The sequence below is a fragment of the Achromobacter sp. SIMBA_011 genome (assembly GCF_046535435.1).
Classification (GTDB): domain Bacteria; phylum Pseudomonadota; class Gammaproteobacteria; order Burkholderiales; family Burkholderiaceae_B; genus Achromobacter; species Achromobacter dolens.
The window spans coordinates 146,062-167,819 of record NZ_JAWRWN010000004.1; the positions used below are offsets into that span (position 1 = coordinate 146,062).

Here is a 21,758-nt window from a genome sequence, read left to right on the forward strand (position 1 = left end):
TTCATCAATAATGATTACAATTCCCATTCCCGAAATACTCAAGGCGCTGACGCGACGGCCATGTCGTCCACGGAATCCCTGGAACACCGCGAGCTGGGCAGGCTGTACCGCGACCATCACGGCTGGCTGCGTGGCTGGTTGCTGCGGCGGCTGAACGTGCCGGCCGAGGCCGCTGACCTGGCCCAGGACACCTTCCTGCGGCTGCTGGCCTCGCCGGCATCGATGGCGCAATTGCAGGGCGTGCGGCAGCCGCGCAGCTTCCTGGCCACGGTGGCGCAACGCACGCTGGTCGACCACATCCGCCGCCAGGTGCTGGAACGGGCCTGGCTGGAAACCCTGGCGCAGCAGCCCGAGGCCAGCGCCATTTCACCCGAGACCCGGGCCATCCTGCTCGAGACCATCCGCGAGATCGACGCCATGCTGCACGGCCTGGGCGACAAGGTGCGGCGCGCCTTCCTGATGTCCCAGTTGGAAGGGGCCAGCTACGCCGAGATCGCCGCCCGCCTGGGCGTGACGGTCAGTTCCATCAAGAAGTACATGGCGCGCGCCACCGAGCATTGCCTGGTGTACGCGCTGGCCCGGCAGTAGGCGGCCATGGCGGACAAGACCATCGCCGCGGCGGCGCAATGGTACGCGCGGCTCTGCGCGGACGACGTCAGCGCGGCCGACGTGGCGGCGCATGGGCGCTGGCTGGCGGCCGATCCCGAACATGCGCGCATCTGGGGCCAGGTGGAACGGCTGCGCGGCACGCTGGGAGCCGCGCCGGCGCGCCTGGCTGCGGACACGCTCAATCGTGCCGACCAGCACTTCTCGCGCCGCCGCGCCGCGCTGCGCAACGGGCTGGGCGCGGTGGCGCTGCTGGGCGCCGGCGGCCTGGCGGCCTGGCGCACCCTGCCGACGGAGCGGATGCTGGCCGACTACCGCACCGGGGCGGGCGAGCGCCGCGAACTGCGGCTGGCGGACGGCACCTTGCTCTGGCTGGACAGCGCCAGCGCGGTCGACGTGACCGTCGACGCCGGCCAGCGGCGCATCTTCGTGCATGCCGGCGAGATCCTGGTCGATACCGACAACGTCCGTCCCGGCCTGCCGCCCTTGCGCGTGCTCACCGCGCACGGCGCGGTGCGACCCTTGGGCACGCGTTTCATCGTCACGCGGCAGGATGACCTGACGCGGGTCGCGGTGCTGCGCCATGCGGTGGCGCTGGAACCCGCGACGGGCGGCGCGCCCGTGATCCTGAAGGCGGGCGAGCAGGGCACGCTTGCGCTCGCGGGGGCGCAGGCGGCCGGCGCCATCACCGGCGAACCCGACGCCTGGACGCGCGGCCTGCTGGTGGTCGACAACTGGCGCCTGGACGATTTCGTTGCCCGGCTCGACCGTTATCGGCCCGGGCTGTTGCGATGCGACGATGCCGTGGCGGCGCTGCGCCTGTCGGGGGCGTTTCCCGTCGACGACACCGACCAGGCGCTGGCCGCCGTGACGCGCGCGCTGCCCGTGAACATCGCGCGCTTTACCCGTTATTACGTCCGCATCGTCGCCCGCCACTGATTTTTTTTCGCTCGGCATTGTCCTTTTTCCGCGCTCGTCCGACTTAGCAGGGATTACGTCGGATCTGCCACACGGAAACCTGAGTCCATGCCTTCTGTACCCTTGCTTCGTCACTCCGCCACACTCGCGCCCCTGGCGCGCGCCGTTGTCATCGCGTTGACCGTCCTGGGCGCTGCGCCGTCCGCGCAGGCGCAGGCCGTTCCCGGCGCGCAGGCGTCGCGTCACTATGATGTGCCGCCCGGTCCGCTGGGCCTGGCGCTGAGCCGGTTCGCCGCCCAGGCCGGGGTGGTGCTGTCGTTCGACGCCACGCTCACCCAGGGCCGCCAGAGCGCCGGCCTGCGGGGCGACTATGGCGTGGCCGCGGGCCTGGCGGCGATGCTGTCGGGCACCGGGCTGGAGGCCGTCAACCAGGGCGGCAACCGCTATGGCCTGCGCGCCGCCAATGCGCAGACCCTGGCGCCGGTCGAAGTGCTGGGCGCGCGCGAACCCGCGCCCAGCGAAGGCACCGATTCGTACACGGTCGGCGTGTCGAACACCGCCACCCGGCTGCCGATGACGCTGCGCGAGACGCCGCAGTCGGTCTCGGTGATGACGCGCCAGCGGCTCACCGACCAGGGCCTGAACACGCTGGAAGACGCCATCGTCAACACCCCGGGCCTGACCTTCAAGAAGAAGGGCTCGGCCGACGACAACGAGAAGGGCCTGTATGCGCGCGGCATGGAGATCACCAACATGCAGGTCGACGGCGTGCCGACCCACAAGGACTTCAATGCCCTGGGGCTGGACACGGCGCTGTATGACCGCATCGAAGTGGTGCGCGGTTCCACCGGGCTGCTGAGCGGGGCGGGCAACCCGGCCGCGTCCATCAACCTGGTGCGCAAGCGGCCGACCCGCGAGTTCGAGGCCGGCGTGGGCGCCAGCATCGGGTCGTGGGACTACAAGCGCACCGAGTTCGACCTGGGCAGCCCGCTGGATGCGTCGGGCAAGCTGCGCGGGCGGCTGGTGGGCGCCTGGCAGGAAGGCGGCTCGTTCATCGACCGCGTCAAGCAGGATTCGCAACTGCTGTATGGGGTGGTCGAGGTGGACCTGACCGAGCGCACCCTGCTGACCCTGGGCGCGGAATACCAGCGCAAGAAGTGCACGGCGTGCTCGTACTTCGGCTTTCCCGCGTACTACGCCGATGGCTCCAAGACCGATTTTCGGCAACGGTTCAATTCCGCCACCAACTGGAGCCGCCAGGAACGCACGCGCTACAACGTCTTCGCCACGCTCGACCACGAGTTCTCGTCATCGTGGAAGGGGTCGCTGACGCTGTCGCGCACCGGCGACGACAACGACCGCACCTATGGCTGGTTCAGCAGCAACGGCTGGGCCAATCCGCAGACCGGGCAGGGCGCCTCGGTCTGGGTCGCCAAATGGCCGATCCCCAAGACCCAGAACGCGCTGGACGCCAGCCTCAGCGGCGCCTTCGACGCGCTGGGCCGCCGCCACGACGTGGTGCTGGGCGTGAGCCTGTCGCGCACCCGGGGCGACTACGACACCTATCCGCTGTGGACCGCGCCCGGCTATGACCCGGTCATCCCGGACGTGCGCGCCTGGGATGGCGACATGCCGCAACCCCAATGGCAGGCGACGGGCAAGCGCTACTACACCGAGAAGCAGAACGCGGTCTATGGCGCATTGCGCCTGCGGCCGACCGACGCGCTGTCGGTGATCCTGGGCTCGCGCATCACCTGGTGGGACCAGCAGGCCTCATACACCTACAACGACGGCTCGGCCTATCCGGACAACATGCGCGAGCAGGGCGTGTACACGCCGTATGCCGGCGTGGTCTACGACCTGACGCCGACACTGTCCGCCTATGCCAGCTACACCAGCATCTTCCTGCCGCAGCAGGCCCAGACCGTGTCGGGCAGCGGCGTCGCGCCGATCAAGGGCAATACCTACGAGATGGGCCTCAAAAGCGCCTGGCTGGACGGCCGCCTGAATGGCGCGCTGGCGCTGTTCCGCACCCGCCAGGACAACTACGCCATGCTGGACGGCGACAAGCTGGCCCCCAATGGCGATAACGCCTATGTCGCCGCCAACGGTGCCGTGCTGCGCGGCGTCGAAGCCGAGCTCAGCGGCGAGCTCGCGCCCGGTTGGCAAATGCAGTTGTCGTACGCCTACGTCGACCGCCGCCTGCCGACGGGCTTCTCGACCCAGGTCGGGCTGCCGCGCCACATCGCCAAGCTGTACACCACCTACCGCCTGCCGGGCGACTGGAGCGCCCTGACCGTGGGTGGCGGGGTGCGCTGGGAAAGCCAGAGCGGCTTCACCAGCCGCGGCCCCGGCGGGCAGCAGTTCGATTCCTCGCAAAGCAGCTATGCGCTGGTGGACCTGATGGCGCGCTACCAGTTCAACCGCCAATGGTCGGCCACGCTGAACCTGAACAACGTGCTGGACAAGAAGTACTACGCCAGCACCAACGTCTACAGCAATTACTACGGGGCGCCGTTCAGCGCGATGCTGGGGGTGAATTACCGGTATTGATCGGATTGTCTTGCAATACGCGAGTTATCGGCCTTCCAGCATCAGGCGCGTGCGTTCTTCGGTCGATGGATGGCTGGAAAGCCAGTTCGGGGTGGTGCCGGCCACTCTGGACTGCGCCGCCAGGTCTTGCAGCAGCTTTGCCAGCAACGCAGGGTCCTTGCCGGTCTTGCGCATGAGCGCGACGGCGGTCGCGTCGGCATCCCGCTCGAAATCGCGGGAGTAGGACAGGTCCAGCAGCCCCGTGCCCAGCACGCTGGCTTGGTGCAGCAGGCTGGAGGCATCACCGGTGAAGAACAGCGCCACGGTCGACAGGCCCGCCAGGCGGCCAAGACGGCGTATGCCGTGGCGGTGCTGGATGTGGCCGAGTTCATGGGCCAACACGCCCGCAAGGGCCTGGGCTGTTCCGGCCAGGCGCGCCAGTTCGTCCGTGACGATGACGGGGCCGCCCGGCAGCGCCATCGCGTTGGCGCCCACCAACGGGCCGCCTTGGCGGAACAACAACTGCGGTGGCGTCGCGCCCAGGTCGGCGTGCGCCACGAGTTCATCGAATACGGCCTGGATGGCCCGCCGGGTGTCGGGGGCGAGTTGGCTGGGGCGCAGCACAAGGCGATCGAGCGTATGCAGGACGTTGGCGCCGATGCGCGCTTCGGTGGCGGGGGGAACGGTGCGTGCAAGGCTGTCGCCCAGCCAGGGAATGCTCCAGCGCAGGCTGACGACGAACGCCAGGGTAGCCAAAGCCGCCAGTCCGAGCGCGGCCAGATTGAGGCGCTCCAGGCGATGCAGCAGATGGCTGCGGCGGCCGAGCAGGCGTTCCAGGCGGTCGACCTGATCGTTGTCATCGGTTTCGAAGACGCTGTCGTCGGGCAGCGTGGCACGCCGGGCTGTCGTGCCGATACGGCTGGACCATCGCAGCACGCCGGCCGGCAGCGTGCGGCGCGCCTGGCCGTGCAGCAACGACACGGAGCCATCCGCCTGCCATCGCAGGCTCGCCGGATGGCTGGCCGCGCTGCCGGCGGCGTAGAGCCGGCCGTGGATGATGACCGATACGGCGTCGCCTGGCGACGCCGGGGAGCCCGCCGGCTCATCCGTGTGGTCAGAGGGCCGAGACACCGGCAAAACCTTCGAGCTGGCTGAACTCGGCACCGAAGGCGCCGGGGACATGGGCCAGTTGCCGTGACACGAATTCATCCAGGCCAGGCGCCGCCAGCACGGTGATGCGCTGCGTCACGTAGCGATACTGGCGCACGCGCGCCCAGGGGTAGGCCAGCCCCAGCGTCAATATGCTGGCCGCGATGCCGGACAGGGTGATCCAGGTGTAGCGCCAGGGCGCCACGGCGCTGTGCAGCCGGTGCCTGCCTTGTAGCGTGCATCGGTTGAGAATTTCATTGTGGGCGCAGGCGCCGTAGTACAACGCGGCTACGATCAGCGCGGCGTAGAGTGTCGCGAGCAGAACGGGGAAAACGGAGAGGAACATGTGCGGTCCGGCCGAAGGATGGCGATGCGACGGGTCGGTAAGCCCCCGCAGCATTTCGCTAAACGAGAACTCGGGATTTGCGGCCTGACCGACCCATTGCGCGGCCAACATTCCGACCAGGCAGACCACTATGAATATGCCCATGCCGCGCAGCAACCCGGCATACAGGATCGCCAGGCGAGGGGTGCTGAAGAAGGCGGCGTAGCCGTAACGGTGGCCTCCCGCCACATAGCTGGCACGTTGTTGCGTGGCCAGCGGGGTCAGCAGCCCGAGCGTGAAGATAGAGAGCAGCGGCAGAAATACGAAGACGAGCAGCGCGCGTCCGTAGCTGCCCTGGAAGCCGAACCGCACGTTGCTCCAGGAGGTCATGTACGCGCGGAAACCCAGGCTGGCATTGACCAGCCATGGTACGGCCAACAGGATGAAAAGCGATAGCAGCCGTTCGGCAAGCGGCCACACCGCGCCGATGAGCGAGACAGCGGCGATGATTGCAATGGCGAGCAGGCGCCCTTTGAATATCTGCCCGCCCGTGGCGTGATAGTCGAACCCGGCGCCCGCCAGGTAGGTGTGGCCGCGGAACCAGCGCATCGTCCTGACCTTGGCCCAGGCCGACCAGATGCCCAAGGTGCATAGCGTCAACAGGACATTCACCGCCCACACGCCAAAGTAATCACGGGCGCGGCCGCGGAACTGCAGCGGCAGCGCTTGTGACGCTTCGTCGGGCGCCGATGGGAGGGGGTGCGTGCCGCTGGCAGCGTGGGTGCCCGCAGGGGCGGGGGAGGGAAATTGCGACATCGGACTATCTCGGGAACGGCTAACGAAGGGCTTCGCGGATCGTAGCGATGCAGGCTTCGGCGATGCCATCGGATAGGTCTGCTATTGAGACGCGGTCCTCGCGGTTTAGGATAGGTCCGCCAGGTTGCCCGGGACGGGACGCGCCATTCAGTACACTTGCCGGTGCGATGATCTCCGGGCGGTTGCCTCCCGCGAGGCGCGCCGCAGCCACGCGGGCGGGGCGTCCGCCCTTGCGCCAACGATATTCCACGGATTCCCTGCCATGCCCGCTGCCCACGCCACGCTTGCCACCGCGCTGCGCACCCCGGTCGTCTCCGCCGACGACGCGGAAACCCTCGACGGCTTTTTCAAGCGGCCTGAGGTGCGCGCGTTCTACGAAGATGCCTTGGCGTCCGCGCACACCGCCGCCAGCCTGAGGTTCTGCGCCGAACTGCTGCCGTCCCTGCACCCCAGCCGGGCAGCGGCGCTGGCGCTGATGTGCGGCTCGCTGGTGGAGGACGGCGCCGATCCCGTGCTGCTATTCCCCGCGTTGCAGGCGTTGCTGGGCCCGTGGTTGCGGACCCTGCGACCGTATTGCGCGCTGGAGGTCGAGGACGACGACGCCGAAGTCGAGGAAGCCGACCGCCTGGCCTGGAAAGAGGCGGTGGCGCGGCTTGAAGCCATTCCCGAGGACCGGCGCTGGGAACTCGATGCGCAGGTCGCCGCCATCGACACCCTGGTGCTGCCGATGATGGCCATGCTGATGCGCGACCAGCGCAATCACCAGGCCTTCGTCGCCGACGCCGATCTGATGGACCTGCTGTATGCCATGACCACGCTCAACGACAACCTGCCGTTCGAGCAACTGCACTACCTGTGGCTGGCCTCGCGCATCAGCTACGAGGAAGAGCTCGTGGTGGTGTTGCCCACCTCCAGCAAGGGCTTCGTGGCGCGGGCGCACGGCATCAACAACAATTTCCACGCCTTCACGCTGTTGCAGAACCTGATGCGCGACCACGTCCGGACCCTGGGCGTGCGCCGCGAGATCGCCGCGCGCGAGCCCGACGCCGAGCGCGACAGCGCCGATTTCCAGTGGCTGCAAGCCGATGCCTATGCGCAGGGAAAGCTGGTCAACGACATGCGCTTTGCCTGGGGCGAGGCGGCGCTGCGCGACAACCTGGCCAGGCACGGCAAGCGGGTGCTGATCGCGCTGGAGACCGAGGACGGCATGCAGCGCAACTGGTCTGGCTTCAACGGTGCGATCCATGATGCGCAGCAGCCGTCGATGACGTTCGTGCGCTACCTGACGGCGGATGAGGTAGTGGCGTATCTGACCTGAGCGGCAGGCGGCGGCGCCGCGCCAACGAAGGCGGCGGGCGGCCGGCACGACGCGGTGCAACAGATGAGCGACGGATGTTTCTCTTGTCTTGCGCAGCGCTTTTCATCCACATAGTATTGAAACTCATTTTCATTTGAGTTCCTCAAGACGCTCGCCGGTCGCTCGCGTCGGAATGAAGTGGATCGTGACTGCAGCCTATCCCCTGGTCTCGGCCGTCAAGGCGCTCTATGTCGACCATCACGGTTGGCTCACTGCCTGGCTGCGCCGCCGGTTGGGATGTCCGGAGCAGGCGGCGGATCTGGCCCATGACACTTTCCTGCGGCTGCTGACGGCCAGGGTTCCTCCCGCCGAACTGGTCGAGCCGCGGGCCTGGCTGACCACGGCCGCGCGCCGGCTGATGCTCGACCGCCTGCGGCGCCAGCGCGTCGAACAGGCCTATCTCGAAGCCATGACGCTGGCGGCGGATGCCTTGCCGCGAGGGGCGCCATCACCCGAGGCGCTGATGAGCGCGATACAGGTGGTGGAGCAACTGGCAGCCGCGCTGGCTGCGCTGGCGCCGAAAGGGCGCGAGGCGTTCCTGTTGCATTACCTGGAAGACCACAGCCAGTTGGTGGTGGCCGAGCGTCTCGGAATCTCCGTGCGGATGGTGCAGAAGTATCTGGCGCAGGGGCTGCTGCGTTGTCACCGGGTGCTGGCCTGATGATGGCCGGGCGATCCGGTCGCCAACCGGAAGCCGCCGCATGAGGCGCGTGCCGATCCCCGATGCCATCGCCGAACAGGCCGCCCGGTGGGTCGTGCGCCTGAGTTCTGACGACGCGGCCGAGCGCGACGCCGCGCAGCGCGAACTGGAGGCGTGGATGCGGCAAAGTCCCGTGCACGAGGCGGCGGCGCGGGGCATGCGACTGGTGGTGGACCGGATGCAGGATCTGCGCGGCTCGGCGGCGAAATCGGGGGCGCCGGCGCGGGCGGGATTCGAAGCGGCGTTTGCCCATTCGGGCAAGCGCCGCGCGAGCCGGATGCTGTTCGCGATCGGTGCGGCGTTGCTCGTGGCCGCGGCGGGCGGGATGACACTGCGGGTGTATCCCGCGTCCTATCTGATGGCGGATGTGCGCAGCGTGACCGGCGAGTGGCGCGTCGAGCTGCTGGAGGACGGCTCGCGCGTCACCCTGGCCGGTGACAGCGCGGTAAACCTGCGATTCGACCGCCAGCGCCGGGAGCTGGAATTGGTGCAGGGACAGGCGCTGATCGAGGTGGCGAAGGACGCGCTGCGTCCCTTCGTGGTGCGCACGCGCGAGGCGCGGCTGGTCGCGCTGGGTACGCGCTTCGCAGTGGATCGGCATGACGGCGTGACGAAGCTGGCAATGATCGAGTCGCGCGTGCGGGTGGAGGCGGCCGGCACGCCACCGACGCAGGCGCTGGTGGTGCGGGCCGGGCAGCGCGTGGCGGTTACGGCGCAGGGCGTCGGGCCGATTGCGGCGGTCGATCCCGGCCAGTTGGAGGACGCCTGGAGATTCCATCAGTTGGCGGCGCGGGACCAGCCGCTGGCGGACGTGCTGGAGGAGCTGAATCGGCACCGGTCCGGCCGCATTTTCTATGACGAGGCCGCCTTGGCGGGGATCCGCATGACGGTGGTGTTGCCACTGGACGATACCGGCCGGGCGTTGCGATTGCTGGCCGAGAGCGTACCCGGCCTGACGCTGCGGTTCGCCTCGTCCTATTTCGTGTGGGTGGGGAGGACCGGTGGCGAAGCCGCCCGCTAGTCCGGGAAGATTCCCTGCGATGGGTGGTTCGTGTTTTGGAGTCCGGCGCGTCATGTCTTCTGAATGGCGATGATCCGGGACGTATCGATAGGTCCCGGCGCCCGAGCTGAGGACCACGATCATGCACAAGCTCCACCCGGCAGGCCCGCGCCGCCGTTTCCGATTTTCACCGCCGCCGCAGCCCCGCGGCCTGCCCCCCGCCGCCCGCCTGGTGCTGGCCGGGTTGGGCGCGTCGATCGCGCTGATTGCCCAGGCGCAGCGCGTCGACAGGCAATACGACATTCCCGCCGGCTCGCTGGCGGACGTCTTGAGCCGTTATGCGCAACAGTCCGACATCGCGTTGTCGCTGATTGCCGAACAGGTGGCCGGTCGCGAGAGTCCGGGGCTGCATGGCCGCTACGCGCTGGAAGAAGGCTTCGCGGCGCTGTTGCGCGGTAGCGGCCTGCAGGTCCGGCGCAGCGCATCCGGCTATGTGCTGGTGGTGTCGCCGGGAGCCGTCACCCTGGCGCCGGTCGAGATCGAGGGCGATGCGGTGGCCGGGAAAGAGGTCTATGCCGCGCCACGTTCATCCGTGTATCTGTCCAGCCGGGACCTCGACCGTTTCGGCCGGGTGTCGGTCGGTGACCTGCTGGCCGGCATACCGGGGGTGCAGGTTGGCGACAGCCGCAACGGCGGCGCGCTGGACGTCAACATCCGCGGCATCCAGGGGCAGAGCCGGGTGGCGGTGCGGGTCGATGGCTCCGAGCAGGCGCTGGACGTGTACCGCGGATACGGAGGCACGGCCCAGCGCAGCTATATCGACCCGGACCTGATCAGCGACGTGACCGTCAACAAAGGTCCCTCCGTGACGTCCGGCGCCATCGGCGGTTCGGTGGAAATGCGCACGCTGGGCGTGCGGGACATCCTCACGGAAGGCAGCCGGGTCGGCCTGCGCCTGAAGGGCGAGTTATGGAACAACGGCGTGGCGCCGCCACATCGTGGCGTCAATCCGCCATCGTCCTCCACAGGGGAGCCCTCGGCGAATGATCTGAGTGCCGTTCCGCACGATAGCCATGGCAGCCTGTTCGGGTCGCGCGCGGAATCGGGCAGCCTGGCGTTTGCCTATGCCAACGACCGCCTCGACTTCGTGGCGGCCTACGCGCACCGCAACCAGGGCAACTACTTCTCGGGCAAGAAGGGGCGGGAGCGTTATCGCATGTACTACCCGGGTGGTCGCTACGAGATGAACAGCGTGGCCAAGTCCTACAACCCTGGCGAGGAAGTGTTGAATTCGTCGGCCGAAACCGAGTCGACGCTGTTGAAACTGACGCTGCGACCCGCCGAAGGCCACGCATTGGAACTGGGCTATCGCCGTTACGACGGCAAAATCGGCGAAATCATGCCGTCGGACATCATCCGGTCCGGCACGGCGGGCATCACGCAGTATCCGCTGGGGGAAATCGGTATCGACACCTATACGGCGCGCTATCAGTTCCAGCCGGCGGACAATCCGCTGCTGGACCTGGGCGTGAACCTGTGGATGACGGATGCCAAGACCAGCCAATTGACCTCGGTGTGGGCGCCGGCGTCCCAGGCCTACGTGACGGATCGCCGATGGACCCGGCAGGCCGACCGCCGCATTGGCGGCGATCTGTCCAATACCTCGCGGTGGCGCACGGCGCGCGGCGATGTCAGCCTCAACCTGGGCGGCTCATTCCAGGTCGAGGATCTCCGGCCGCAGCGCAGCGTGGTGACGACGCGGCAGGACATCGACGGCAACCGCGTGCTGCGCGATGCGTCGCGCCGGGAGTTCAGCCTGAACGGCAAGCTGGAATACCGGCCGGTGGCGTCGCTGACGTTGTGGGGCGGCGGCCGCTACAGCCATTTTGACGTCAGGGACCGCGGCGTGTATTCCACCGCCATCCGCGAACCGCGCTCCTATCGCCCCATCATGGTGAAAAAGCCGGGTGAGTGGTGGTGGCCGGGCAACTTCGGTTACCAGACGTGGTGGCCGGACGAGCAAGGCCTGTACACGGACGCCACCGACCCGCGCCTGCATAACGGCATCGTGTTCCAGGACAGCAACCGCCCCGAGGTCGGCGTGCCGTACGACGACTTCGGGGCGGGCTCGACCCGCGTCTATGACGAGGATGTGAAAGAGGTCGTCACCGGCTATGCGCATGCCCCCAGGCTGCGCAGCCGCGGCGGCGGCTTCGCCCCGTCGGTGGGCCTGAACCTGGAACTGGTGCCGGACACTTTCGTCTATGCCTCGTACACCCAGGGGCTGCGGTTGCCATCGCTGTTCGAGACCAGCCTTGGCACGATGAGCCTGTCACCGGGCAGGGGGCTCAAGCCAGAGCGTTCCAATAGTTGGGAATTCGGCGCCAGCACGGTGCGTGGCAACCTGTTGGCCGATGGCGACACGGTCGCCGCCAAGGTGGTCTATTTCAACAACAACATCAAGAACTACATCGTGCGCTACTACGACTATGACGGGGTGGAGGAGCTGACCGAAAAGGCGTTGCAGATGCGGAATACCGACCGCTACAAGACCAGCGGATTGGAATTCCAGTCGCGCTATGACGCCGGGCGGGTGTTCGCCGATCTGGCGGCCACGTATTACCTGAAGACCGAGACCTGCGACGCCGCCTTCGCGCAGCACTTGCGTGACAACCCCAGCGCTATGCGGCATACGGAAAACACGCCGACGTGCACCCCTGGCAGTTTCATGGGTTCGTATACCAACGCTCAGAATCCGCCCAGGCTGGCCTTGAGCCTGACCGCCGGCCTGAGCTTCTTCAATGAAGCGCTGACGCTGGGCGGGCGCATGGCCTACACCTCGGGCCCCACGGTCAAGGCCGACGAGCCGTGGCAGGAAACACCGACGACGAAACAGCTCGTGTACCACCCCGTGACCCTGTTCGACCTGTTCATGACCTACCGGCTGCGCGAACGGGTGATGGTGAGCCTCTCGGTGCAGAACCTGACGAACCGTTATTACCTGGATCCGCTGGCGCAGAGTTTCATGCCTGCGCCGGGCCGGACGGTACGGATCGGCATGCAGACGCGTTTCTGAGCGCGCGGCGTCCGGGGGCGGGCAGTCCGCACGCGAGGCCTGCCCGCGCCGGCATCTATACCAAGGTATACGCCTCATGATCTGTTCGGAACGCCGCCCCGGACCTACACTGCCGCCTGTTGCAACCCTATAGGAGCCCGCCGTGGAAGACGACGGAAGTACCAGAACCCACGGCGCACGCCGGGTCTAGCGGGTCTGCATTTTTTTGTCAGCCGCCACGCCCGTCCGGGTCGATCCGGAGCCGCGACGGCTTGCATGCGCCATCCGAACCCCTGCGGGCGGAATCGCCCGTTTCCAGGAGACGCGCATGCTGTTCCATACCCTTTCCCCCAACCCCGTGCGCCGCGCGGCCCCCGCGCCGGCCTTCATCAACCTGACGTTCTACGGCAGCCCCGCGGTGCTGGCCCTGATCCGCAAGCGCCTCTACGAGGAACTGCGGCAGCGGTCGGAAACCGTGGCAGACGTGCGTTACTCGACCGACGGCGAACAGGCCTGCACCGCCATCAGCCTGCGCAGCGACAGCGGCAATCCCTGGCCCGTGATTACCTGGCTCAGCGACCTGTGCCGCGAGCTTGGCGTGCATACGCTGCGTGTCGGCGTGGCGCCAGCGCCGCGCGCGCAGGCGCCGGCCGTTCCCGTCCCGCATTGATTCCGCCTTACCCGATTTTCAATTTCCACCAAGCCCGCGCGGGCCGTGGACGGGGGACGCTCGCGCCGTGAAAACGGCGGGCTCCCACCGGCGGTGCGTGGGTGGGAGCAGCGAACATGAAGCAAGTCCAAGAAGCCTCGTTGCCGGCCCCGCGCGGGCCTCGCAGCGAGAAGACCCCCGCGGCCGGCGCCGCGTCGGGCAAGAACCGCACGATGCCGGTGGCGCGACATGCCGGCCTGTCGGTGCACGAAAGCCTGCAGACGCTGCAGACGCAACGCGCCGGGCTGAGCGACGCCGAGGTTGCCGCGCGTCGCGCGGTCGACGGCCTGAACGAGGTCGCGCACGACAAGCCCGCGCCGGCCTGGCTGCAGTTGCTGCGGGCGTTCCGCAACCCCTTCGTGCTGGTGCTGCTGGGCCTGGCGGCGGTCTCGTATCTCACCGATATCCAGTTCGCCGCGCCCGCCGACCGCGACTGGACCGGCATCGTCATCATGCTGACCATGGTGACGGTCAGCGGCCTGCTGCGCTTCATCCAGGAGTACCGCTCGGGCCGCGCCGCGGAGAAGCTCAAGTCCATGGTGCGCAGCACCGCCACGGTGGTCCGCCGCGACAGCCAGTCCAGCGAGCCGGTGCGCCGCGAACTGCCGATGAACGAACTGGTGCCTGGCGACATCGTCGAACTGCAGGCCGGCGACATGATCCCGGCCGATATCCGCCTGCTGCAGTCGCGCGACCTGTTCATCAGCCAGGCCATCCTGACGGGCGAAGCGCTGCCGGTCGAGAAGTACGACACGCTGGGCAATGTCAGCGCCAAGCGCGCCGAGGCGCAAGCGGGCGAGAACGCCGAGTTGCTGGACCTGGCCAACATCTGCTTCATGGGCACCAATGTGGTCAGCGGCACCGCCACCGCGGTGGTGGTGGGGACCGGGCCGAATACGTATTTCGGCTCGCTGGCCAAGAACGTGGTGTCGACCAAGCGCGTCGAGACCAGCTTCGACCGCGGCGTCAACAGCGTGTCGTGGCTGCTCATCAAGTTCATGCTGGTGATGGTGCCGATCGTGTTCGTCATCAACGGCGTCACCAAGGGCGACTGGGTCACCGCGCTGACCTTCGCGCTGGCGGTGGCGGTGGGGCTGACGCCCGAAATGCTGCCGATGATCGTCTCGGCCAACCTGGCCAAGGGCGCGGTGGCGATGGCGCGGCGCAAGGTGGTGGTCAAGCGGCTCAACTCGGTGCAGAACTTCGGCGCGATGGACGTGCTGTGCACCGACAAGACCGGCACGCTGACGCAGGACCGCATCATCCTGGAGCATCACTTCAACGTTGACGGCGATGTCGACGACCAGGTGCTGCGCCTGGGGTGGCTGAACAGCGCCAACCAGAGCGGCCAGCGCAACCTGATGGACCGCGCCATCCTGGCCCGGGCGCGGGAGCTGCGCGGCTGGGACCGCAGCGCGCATCACGAGAAGGTCGACGAGATCCCGTTCGACTTCGTGCGCCGGCGTCTGTCGGTGGTGGTGCGCAGCGTCGACGGCGGCCTGGAGATGATCACCAAGGGCGCGGTCGAGGAAATGCTGGCGGTCAGCACGGGCGTGATGATCGACGGGCAGGAACGTCCGTTGGACGCGGCCATGCGCAAGCGCCTGCTGCGTAGCGCCGAGGCCTACAACCGCGATGGCTTCCGGGTGCTGGTGGTGGCCTCGCGCCGCCTGGAGGACAGCGGCCGCACGCAGTTCCAGGCCAGCGACGAAAGCGGGTTGGTGGTGCGCGGCTTCCTGACGTTCCTGGATCCGCCCAAGGATTCGGCGCAGGCCGCGATCCGTGCGCTCAACGACTACGGCGTGGCGGTGAAGGTGCTGACCGGCGACAACCCCATCGTGGCGGCCAAGGTCTGCCGCGACGTGGGCCTGGATCTGGGTGACGACGACGCGCGGGTGCTGCTGGGCGCCGACATCGAGCAGATGGATGACGTGACGCTGTGCCGCCGCGCCGAAACCGCGGTGCTGTTCGCCAAGCTGACGCCGCTGCAGAAGTCGCGCGTGGTCAAGGCGCTGCAGGCCAACGGTCACACCGTGGGCTTCCTGGGAGATGGCATCAACGATGCCCCCGCGCTGCGCGACGCCGACGTCGGCATCTCGGTGGACAGCGGCGCCGACATCGCCAAGGAAACCGCCGATATCGTGCTGCTGGAAAAGGATCTGATGGTGCTGGAGCAAGGCGTCATCAAGGGGCGCGAGACCTTCGGCAACATCCTCAAGTACCTGAACATGACCGCCAGCTCGAACTTCGGCAACGTGTTCTCGGTGCTGGTGGCGTCGGCGTGGCTGCCGTGGGAGCCGATGCTGTCGCTGCAACTGCTGATCCAGAACCTGGTGTACGACATCTCGCAACTGACGCTGCCGTGGGACCGCATGGACGATGAGTTCCTGAAGAAGCCGCGCAAGTGGGAAGCGGGCAACATCCAGCGCTTCATGCTGTGGCTGGGGCCCACCTCGTCGGTGTTCGATATCACCACCTATTTCCTGATGTGGACGGTGTTCGGCGCCGGCGCGGCCTATGCCCTGCATGGCGGCGACGGCGGCCAGACCATCATGAATTCGGGCTGGTTCATCGAGGGCCTGGTGTCGCAGACCTTCGTGGTGCACATGCTGCGCACCCGCAAGATCCCGTTCCTGCAGAGCACGGCGTCGCTGCCGGTGCTGTTGTCGACCACCGCGGCGATCGCGCTGGCATGTTGGCTGCCCTTCTCGCCGATCGCCGAGTCCATCGGATTCGTGTCGCTGCCGCCCATCTACTTCGGCTGGCTGGCGCTCACCATCCTGGGCTACATCGCGCTGACGCAGCAGGTCAAGACCCTCTACATCCGCCGCTACGGCCGGTGGTACTGACATGCCGGGAGAGACGACATGGAAAAGGCTTTCGAGGAAATGCGCAAATTCTCGCGTGACATGCACGCCTACGAGATCGAACGGGCCTCCTTCCGTCAGGCGGGGCAGGCGCCGGACTTGCCGGATGGCCCGCTGATCCCGCTGCGGCTGCTGGTGCCGATGCTGCTGGCGTGGACATTGGGCGTGGGCGGGATCCTGTGTTTCCTGCCCTGAAGGGAGGGAGGATCGGGCGGCCGGGCGCCGCCCGATTGTCTCAGGCGACGCGATGCAGCGCCTGGATCACGCCGAGCGCGATCCAGATGCCGACGAGCACGGCGCCGCGGACGATCCAGAGGACTTTGATGGACGGTTTCATGGGGACGCTGCCAGTAGGCGTTGGCGGGGCGGCGCGGCCGAAGGACGCGCCCGGGAGGGATCCGAAAATTATAGGAACCGGCCCCCGCGCGGGCGAGCCGCCATTGGGATGGCGGACCTATACCTTGGTATATGCCGGCTTTCCGAAAGTGCGCCACGGCCCGCGCCTGTCTCTACAATGGCAGCTCGCGGCGCGGGGCCATCGGGGCCCGGCGCCGGCGTCCATTCAACGGGGTGGCAGCGCCATGTTCCTCAAGCCGGCCAGGTATCTGAAGCAGCGTCCCCGCGCGGGCGTTGCGCTGCTGGTGGCGCTGATGGCGATAGTGTTCCTGGCGGACACCTTCACCCGCCTGGAAATCGCCGTGGCCGTGTTCTACGTGGCGGTGATCCTGGCGGCGCTGAGCTTCCTGCCGCGACAGGGCGTCACCCTGGTCGCGGTGGCGTGCGCGGCGCTGACGCTGCTCAGCCTGTACCTCACGCCAAATGGCGGCGCACTGCGCGAACTCGGGCTGATCAACGCGCTCATCAGCATTGCCGCCATTGGCGTGACCACCTACCTGGCGCTCAAGCGGGCGGCGGCCGAGGACGCGGCATTCGAGGCGCGCACGCAACTGGCGCGCATGGCGCGCATTCACAGCCTGGGCGAACTGACCGCGTCCATTGCCCACGAGATCAACCAGCCGCTGGCGGCCATCGCCACCAGCGGCAGCGCCTGCCAGCGCTGGCTGGAGCACGATCCGCCCAACATCGAAAGGGCCTTGCGCGCGCTGCAGCGCATGACTGGCGACGTGCATCGCGCCAGCGAAGTGGTGGCGCGCATCCGCCGCGACGCGCGCAATGCCGCGCCGCAACGCGAGCGGCTGGAGCTGGCCGACGTCATCGGCGAGGTGCTGGAGCTGGCCGGCGGCGAGCTGGCGCGCAACGAAGTGGTGGTGTCCACCCGCATCCAGGAGCGCGTGCCGGCGGTGCTGGGCGATCGCGTCCAGCTTGGGCAGGTGCTGGTCAACCTGGTGCTCAACGCCATCGAGGCCATGCAGCAGACCCCGGCGGGCGCCCGCCAGTTGACGCTACGCCTGTCGTGCCATGAGGCGGGGCAGGTGCAGTGTTCGCTGACGGACTCCGGCCCGGGCCTGACGCCGCAGGCGCGCGAACGCCTGTTCGACACCTTCTGGAGCACCAAGCCCGAAGGCACCGGCCTGGGGCTGACCATCAGTCGCGGCATCATCGAAAGCCATGGCGGCCGGTTGTGGGCCGAACCCGCCGCGCGCGAGGGCGCGGTGTTCTGTTTCATGCTGCCAGCGGCGGCCGAGGATGAATCTTCATGATCGCAAGCACGCGGCCCGAGCCCGCCACCATCCACATCGTCGATGACGACGCCTCGCTGCGCGAGTCGCTGGAGGACCTGATGCATTCGGTCGGACTGCCCGTGCGCGGCTATGGGTCGGCACGGGAGTTCCTGGACGCCGATCCGGGCACCGGCCCAGCCTGCCTGGTGCTGGACGTGCGCCTGCCGGGGCAGAGCGGCATGGACCTGCTGCGCAGCCTGCAGCAGGCGCGGCGGCGCATGCCCGTGGTGATGATCACCGGCCACGGCGACATTCCCATGTCGGTCGCGGCGATGAAGCTGGGCGCGGTGGATTTCCTGACCAAGCCGTTTCGCGACCAGGACCTGCTGGACACCATCCACGCGGCGGTCGAGAAGGATCGCGCGCAACTGGCAAGCGCATCGGGTTCTGATGAGGTCCAGGCCCGCTGGGACACTTTGACCGAGGGCGAGAAGGCGGTGATGGAGCGGGTGGTGCGAGGCATGCTGAACAAGCAGATCGCGGCCGAACTCAATGTCAGCGAGATCACGGTCAAGGTGCGGCGCGGGCGCGTCATGCGCAAGATGCAGGTGCGCACGCTGGCGGACCTGGTACGCGCGGGCGGGCAACTGGGCGGTTAGCGCTCATTGGGCTGGCGCTCGTCGAGGCGCAATGCCTGGAGACGAAGGGCTCGCCCCGTCATCGGCGGGCGCCATGCGCCGCGAGCGGGCGGCCGACCCGCTTCAGTCCGGCTTGCCCGGCGGCTGGGCCGCGGCGCGCCACAGGTCGAGGAAGTGGCGCTTTTTGAGCGGATCCAGGTACACCAGCAAGCCCACGCCCAGCGCCACCGGCCGCACGCCCGCCGCCGGCACTACCGAGGCGCCGACCGGCCGCATGCCGGACTGGCGCGCGAGCATGTCCTGGCCGCGCGGCGACAGCAGGTAGTCGAGAAAGCGCGCGCCCAGGTCGGCGCGCGGCGCCTGCCGTGGAATGATGGCCGAGCGCGACAGCATCAGGGTGTAGTCCTGCGGGTAGATGATGGCCAGCGGCGCGCCCTGGTCGATGCGGTGGCGGGTATAGGATTCCAGCAGGTTGTAGGCCAGCGTGATCTCGCCGCGTTCGAGCTTGTCGAGCGCGTGCTCGGTCGATTCGTGCACGCTGACGCCGTTGCGGCCGAAGGCGGCCAGCAGCGCGCCGGCCAGGCTGTCCAGGCGCGCGTCCTGGGTGGCGGCCAGGTAGCCGATGCCGCTGCCTTCGACATCGTAGGTCGAGATCCGGCCGGCCAGCGGCTGGTCGGGCGCCTGCAGCAGCGCCAGCAGCTCGCGGCGGGTGCGGGGCGCACGCGCGGCGTCGAGCGTGCGGGTGTCGTAGACCATCACGATGGGGTCGGTGCCGATACTGAAGACCTCGTCGCGCCAATTGGCCCAGGCGGGCAGGGCGCGGGTGTCCGGCGACACGTGCGGCTGCGCATGGCCGTCGTTGACCAGCTTGGTCTGCAGGTCCATGGCGCTGCTGATGACCAGGTCGGGGCCGGCCTTCTCGCCCGGCGCCTGCGCGGCGCGGGCGGCCACTTCGGCATACAGCGCCTGGGTCGACAGTTCCGTGTATTCCAGGCGCACGCCAGGATTGAGCTGGCTGAAGTCCTCCAGCACGCCGCGAAACACCCTCACGCTGTTGGAGGCGTGCAGCACCAGCACGTGCTTACTGTCGGCCGGACCCAGCGTCAGGCCGTCGGCGCTGGTCTCGGCGGCGGGGCTGGCGCTGGCCAGGAGCAGGGCGGCGCCGGCCGCGGCCAGGCGCGCGAGCAGGGGAAATCTAGGCGTCATGAACGTTGGCGGGCAGGTAGACGACGGCTTCGAGGCCGCCGCCGGGGCGATTGCTGAGACTGAGCCGGCCCTGGTGGATATCGACCACGCGCTTGACGATGGACAGTCCCAGGCCGGCGCCGGGCGTGCGTGGATTGGGGCCGCGCGAGAAACGCTCGAAGGCGCTTTGCGCCAGCGCGGGCGGGATGCCGGGCCCCTGGTCGGCCACGGTGATGCGCCAGCCGGCGTCGTCGCGTTCGAGCCGCACGTCGATGTGGCCGTCCGCCGAGGCGCCATGGCGCAGGGCGTTGTCGACCAGGTTCTTGAAGGCCTCGCGCAGCATCAGGCTGTCGCCCGCGATGCAAGGCGGCGCGTTCTCCTGCGCGGCGGGCAGGCGCAGCCGCACGTCGGGCTGCGGGTCGGCCTGCGGCACGGTGTCGTAGACGGCCTGCGAAAGCAGCTCGGCCAGGTCCACGGGACCAAACTTGCGCACGTTGCTGCGGTGGATGACGCTGGCGTCGCTGAGCAACTGGTTCACCAGCCGCGACAGCTTTTCGGCGTTGCGCAGCACCGCCAGCAGGCTGCGGCGCTGTTCGGCCGGGTCTTCTTCGTCCAGCGCCACTTCCATCTGCGCGTGCAGCGCCGCCAGCGGCGTGCGCAACTGGTGCGCGGCCTCGGCGATGAACAGGCGCAGGGTGTCGAGGTTCTCGGACAGCCGCGCCATGAAGCCGTCGAGCGAATGCACCAGCGTGTCCAGTTCCTCGGGCACGGGCGCGGCGATCGGATGCAGGTCGGCGGCGCTGCGCGCGGCCAGCTCGCGTTCGATGCGCTGGATCGGCGACAGCGAGCGCCGCAGGCCCCAGTAGGCCAGCGCCAGCGCCGCAGCGGTAAAGCCGATCAGCGCCAGCGTGCCCTGCCACAGGATGCGCTCGGCCAGCGCATTGCGCGCCTCGCGCGTCTGCGCCACCTGGATCAGCGCGGTCTCGGTGGCGCGCGGACCTGCGATCTTGCGCTCCATCCACGCCACCCGCACGGCCTGGCCCTGGTAGTCGGCGGTGAACAGTTGCGGCGCGGCGCCGGCGTCGGCGCCGTGAGCGGGTGGAGCGGACAGGTCGGCGTAGCCGGAGATCAGCGCGCCGTCGGCCGCCGCCACGCGATAGAACACGCGGTCGCGCGGCGCCTGCTCCAGCAGCGCCAGGGCGGCGTAGGGCATGTCCATCTGCCACTCGCCCTGCACCAGTTGCAGGCTGTCGGCCATCGACAGCGCCGAGGCGCGCAGCAGTTGGTCATAGGTGGTGTCGGCGTTCTGCTGCGCATAGCCGCGCACCAGCAAGTAGAGCGCGCCCAGTCCCACGACGAACAGTCCCAGCAGCATCGCCAGCAGGCGCCGGCGTACGGAAATACGGCGGGACCGCACCGTTTCAGTTCCTTGGCGCCGCGGTGGCGTCGGCATCCCCGGCCGCCGTCAGCAGATAACCCGTGCCGCGTTGCGTCTCGATGCGCAGCGGCGAGCCTTCCAGCTTCTTGCGCAGCCGCGCGATGTAGACCTCGATGGCATTGGGCGCCGCGTCGTCATCGAACGCGAACAGCTTGTTGGCGATCTCGGCCTTGCTGACCGCGCGGTTCATACCGGCCAACAGAATCTCGAGCAGGCTGTACTCGCGCTTGGGCAGATCGATGCGCTGCCCCGCCAGGCTGACCTGCCGCGCCGCGCTGTCGATCACCAGTTCGCCAAACCGCAGCACCCCCGCCGCCTGCACGCTGGGCCGCCGCAGCAGGGCCCGGCAGCGCGCCTCCAGCTCGCGAAAGTCGAACGGCTTGGCCAGGTAATCATCGGCCCCCGTATCCAGCGCATGCACCCGATCCTCGATATCGATGCGCGCCGTCAACGCCAGCACCGGCGTCTTGCTGCCCCGATCCCGCAGCCGATGCAGGATCTCGAACCCCGACATGCGCGGCAATCCGATATCCAGGATCACCAGGTCAAAGGTCTCGTACTGCAACACCCCATCCGCGTTCAACCCATCATTCTGGCAATCAACGGCATGCCCAAGACGACGCAGCCGACGCACAAGCGCGTCGGCCAGGTCCTCATCATCTTCGATCACCAGAATCCGCATGCGCGAGATTGTCGCATAGCGTCCCCCGCCATCAATGGCCTCCGCCGCCACATCCGTCCCCCTGTAACGCCCTGTCATAGCGCCCCGCTCCCCACCAGCGCGCAGCGCACACCGCCACGCAATCCCTGGCCGCGTATGCCGTTTGGGCCGCCCGCGCGG

At 68.2% G+C, this 21,758-nt stretch carries 17 protein-coding genes; 12 read left to right on the plus strand and 5 right to left on the minus strand.

Annotated elements, in window-relative coordinates; genetic code table 11:
• Window positions 1-60 precede the first annotated feature (60 nt).
• The 3 genes from SB816_RS16460 to SB816_RS16470 all read left to right on the plus strand — a co-directional run bounded on the left by SB816_RS16460 (window position 61) and on the right by SB816_RS16470 (window position 4,077).
• Window positions 61-588, plus strand: a complete 528-nt coding sequence (locus tag SB816_RS16460; protein WP_006389156.1) for a sigma-70 family RNA polymerase sigma factor — start codon at window positions 61-63, stop codon at window positions 586-588.
• A 6-nt stretch (window positions 589-594) separates the two neighbouring features.
• Window positions 595-1,545, plus strand: coding sequence for a FecR domain-containing protein (locus SB816_RS16465; protein ID WP_144655908.1), 951 nt, complete (start codon window positions 595-597; stop codon window positions 1,543-1,545).
• Window positions 1,546-1,632: 87 nt separating this feature from the next.
• Window positions 1,633-4,077 (plus strand): TonB-dependent siderophore receptor, encoded by a 2,445-nt coding sequence (locus tag SB816_RS16470; RefSeq protein ID WP_410547290.1) that lies wholly within the window; start codon window positions 1,633-1,635, stop codon window positions 4,075-4,077.
• Between the two features lie 24 nt (window positions 4,078-4,101).
• Here SB816_RS16470 and SB816_RS16475 read toward each other — a convergent pair whose 3' ends face one another.
• Both SB816_RS16475 and SB816_RS16480 read right to left on the minus strand, forming a co-directional pair.
• Complete coding sequence (locus tag SB816_RS16475; RefSeq protein WP_162876767.1) at window positions 4,102-5,187, minus strand: M48 family metallopeptidase; 1,086 nt, start codon at window positions 5,185-5,187, stop codon at window positions 4,102-4,104.
• Window positions 5,171-6,346, minus strand: a complete 1,176-nt coding sequence (locus SB816_RS16480) for a YjgN family protein (protein ID WP_410547291.1) — start codon at window positions 6,344-6,346, stop codon at window positions 5,171-5,173. The genes SB816_RS16475 and SB816_RS16480 overlap by 17 nt, the downstream gene beginning before the upstream one ends.
• 262 nt (window positions 6,347-6,608) lie before the next feature.
• Here SB816_RS16480 and SB816_RS16485 point away from each other — a divergent pair, with 262 nt between their 5' ends.
• The 9 genes from SB816_RS16485 (at window position 6,609) to SB816_RS16525 (ending at window position 18,315) form a co-directional block, all read left to right on the plus strand.
• Window positions 6,609-7,664, plus strand: coding sequence for a hypothetical protein (locus SB816_RS16485; protein ID WP_410547292.1), 1,056 nt, complete (start codon window positions 6,609-6,611; stop codon window positions 7,662-7,664).
• Window positions 7,665-7,848: 184 nt separating this feature from the next.
• Window positions 7,849-8,364 (plus strand): sigma-70 family RNA polymerase sigma factor, encoded by a 516-nt coding sequence (locus SB816_RS16490; protein WP_338075989.1) that lies wholly within the window; start codon window positions 7,849-7,851, stop codon window positions 8,362-8,364.
• A gap of 40 nt (window positions 8,365-8,404) precedes the next feature.
• Complete coding sequence (locus tag SB816_RS16495; protein ID WP_410547293.1) at window positions 8,405-9,424, plus strand: FecR family protein; 1,020 nt, start codon at window positions 8,405-8,407, stop codon at window positions 9,422-9,424.
• Window positions 9,425-9,545: 121 nt separating this feature from the next.
• On the plus strand, window positions 9,546-12,479 hold the full coding sequence (locus tag SB816_RS16500) for a TonB-dependent receptor domain-containing protein (protein WP_410547294.1): 2,934 nt from the start codon (window positions 9,546-9,548) through the stop codon (window positions 12,477-12,479).
• A 307-nt stretch (window positions 12,480-12,786) separates the two neighbouring features.
• Window positions 12,787-13,128: a hypothetical protein gene (locus SB816_RS16505; RefSeq protein ID WP_054501645.1), complete on the plus strand. Its 342-nt coding sequence runs from the start codon at window positions 12,787-12,789 to the stop codon at window positions 13,126-13,128.
• Window positions 13,129-13,244: 116 nt separating this feature from the next.
• Entirely contained in the window at window positions 13,245-16,016 is a 2,772-nt protein-coding gene (mgtA, locus tag SB816_RS16510) for a magnesium-translocating P-type ATPase (RefSeq protein ID WP_081273353.1), read from the plus strand.
• 18 nt (window positions 16,017-16,034) lie between these two features.
• A complete protein-coding gene (locus SB816_RS16515; protein WP_410547295.1) occupies window positions 16,035-16,229 on the plus strand; it encodes a hypothetical protein in 195 nt (64 codons plus the stop codon).
• A 386-nt stretch (window positions 16,230-16,615) separates the two neighbouring features.
• The gene (locus SB816_RS16520) at window positions 16,616-17,695 is read left to right on the plus strand and encodes a sensor histidine kinase (protein ID WP_410547296.1); all 1,080 of its coding nucleotides are present in this window, start codon (window positions 16,616-16,618) and stop codon (window positions 17,693-17,695) included.
• Entirely contained in the window at window positions 17,692-18,315 is a 624-nt protein-coding gene (locus tag SB816_RS16525) for a response regulator transcription factor (RefSeq protein ID WP_054501642.1), read from the plus strand. The genes SB816_RS16520 and SB816_RS16525 overlap by 4 nt, the downstream gene beginning before the upstream one ends.
• A 102-nt stretch (window positions 18,316-18,417) precedes the next feature.
• Here the strand turns inward: SB816_RS16525 and SB816_RS16530 are convergent, their stop codons facing one another.
• From SB816_RS16530 to SB816_RS16540, 3 genes are read right to left on the minus strand one after another with little or no spacing between them, the layout of a single operon-like run.
• On the minus strand, window positions 18,418-19,500 hold the full coding sequence (locus tag SB816_RS16530; RefSeq protein WP_064522661.1) for an ABC transporter substrate-binding protein: 1,083 nt from the start codon (window positions 19,498-19,500) through the stop codon (window positions 18,418-18,420).
• On the minus strand, window positions 19,490-20,896 hold the full coding sequence (locus SB816_RS16535; protein ID WP_240317428.1) for a sensor histidine kinase: 1,407 nt from the start codon (window positions 20,894-20,896) through the stop codon (window positions 19,490-19,492). The genes SB816_RS16530 and SB816_RS16535 overlap by 11 nt, the downstream gene beginning before the upstream one ends.
• Before the next feature lie 4 nt (window positions 20,897-20,900).
• Complete coding sequence (locus tag SB816_RS16540) at window positions 20,901-21,599, minus strand: response regulator transcription factor (RefSeq protein WP_144655924.1); 699 nt, start codon at window positions 21,597-21,599, stop codon at window positions 20,901-20,903.
• Window positions 21,600-21,758 lie beyond the last annotated feature (159 nt).

Coding starts and splice junctions, on each gene's coding strand:
- SB816_RS16460 (WP_006389156.1), top strand. CDS start 61: ATGTCGTCCACGGAATCCCTGGAACACCGCGAGCTGGGCAGGCTGTAC.
- SB816_RS16465 (WP_144655908.1), top strand. CDS start 595: ATGGCGGACAAGACCATCGCCGCGGCGGCGCAATGGTACGCGCGGCTC.
- SB816_RS16470 (WP_410547290.1), top strand. CDS start 1,633: ATGCCTTCTGTACCCTTGCTTCGTCACTCCGCCACACTCGCGCCCCTG.
- SB816_RS16480 (WP_410547291.1), bottom strand. CDS start 6,346: ATGTCGCAATTTCCCTCCCCCGCCCCTGCGGGCACCCACGCTGCCAGC.
- SB816_RS16485 (WP_410547292.1), top strand. CDS start 6,609: ATGCCCGCTGCCCACGCCACGCTTGCCACCGCGCTGCGCACCCCGGTC.
- SB816_RS16495 (WP_410547293.1), top strand. CDS start 8,405: ATGAGGCGCGTGCCGATCCCCGATGCCATCGCCGAACAGGCCGCCCGG.
- SB816_RS16500 (WP_410547294.1), top strand. CDS start 9,546: ATGCACAAGCTCCACCCGGCAGGCCCGCGCCGCCGTTTCCGATTTTCA.
- SB816_RS16505 (WP_054501645.1), top strand. CDS start 12,787: ATGCTGTTCCATACCCTTTCCCCCAACCCCGTGCGCCGCGCGGCCCCC.
- mgtA (WP_081273353.1), top strand. CDS start 13,245: ATGAAGCAAGTCCAAGAAGCCTCGTTGCCGGCCCCGCGCGGGCCTCGC.
- SB816_RS16515 (WP_410547295.1), top strand. CDS start 16,035: ATGGAAAAGGCTTTCGAGGAAATGCGCAAATTCTCGCGTGACATGCAC.
- SB816_RS16520 (WP_410547296.1), top strand. CDS start 16,616: ATGTTCCTCAAGCCGGCCAGGTATCTGAAGCAGCGTCCCCGCGCGGGC.
- SB816_RS16525 (WP_054501642.1), top strand. CDS start 17,692: ATGATCGCAAGCACGCGGCCCGAGCCCGCCACCATCCACATCGTCGAT.
- SB816_RS16530 (WP_064522661.1), bottom strand. CDS start 19,500: ATGACGCCTAGATTTCCCCTGCTCGCGCGCCTGGCCGCGGCCGGCGCC.
- SB816_RS16540 (WP_144655924.1), bottom strand. CDS start 21,599: ATGCGGATTCTGGTGATCGAAGATGATGAGGACCTGGCCGACGCGCTT.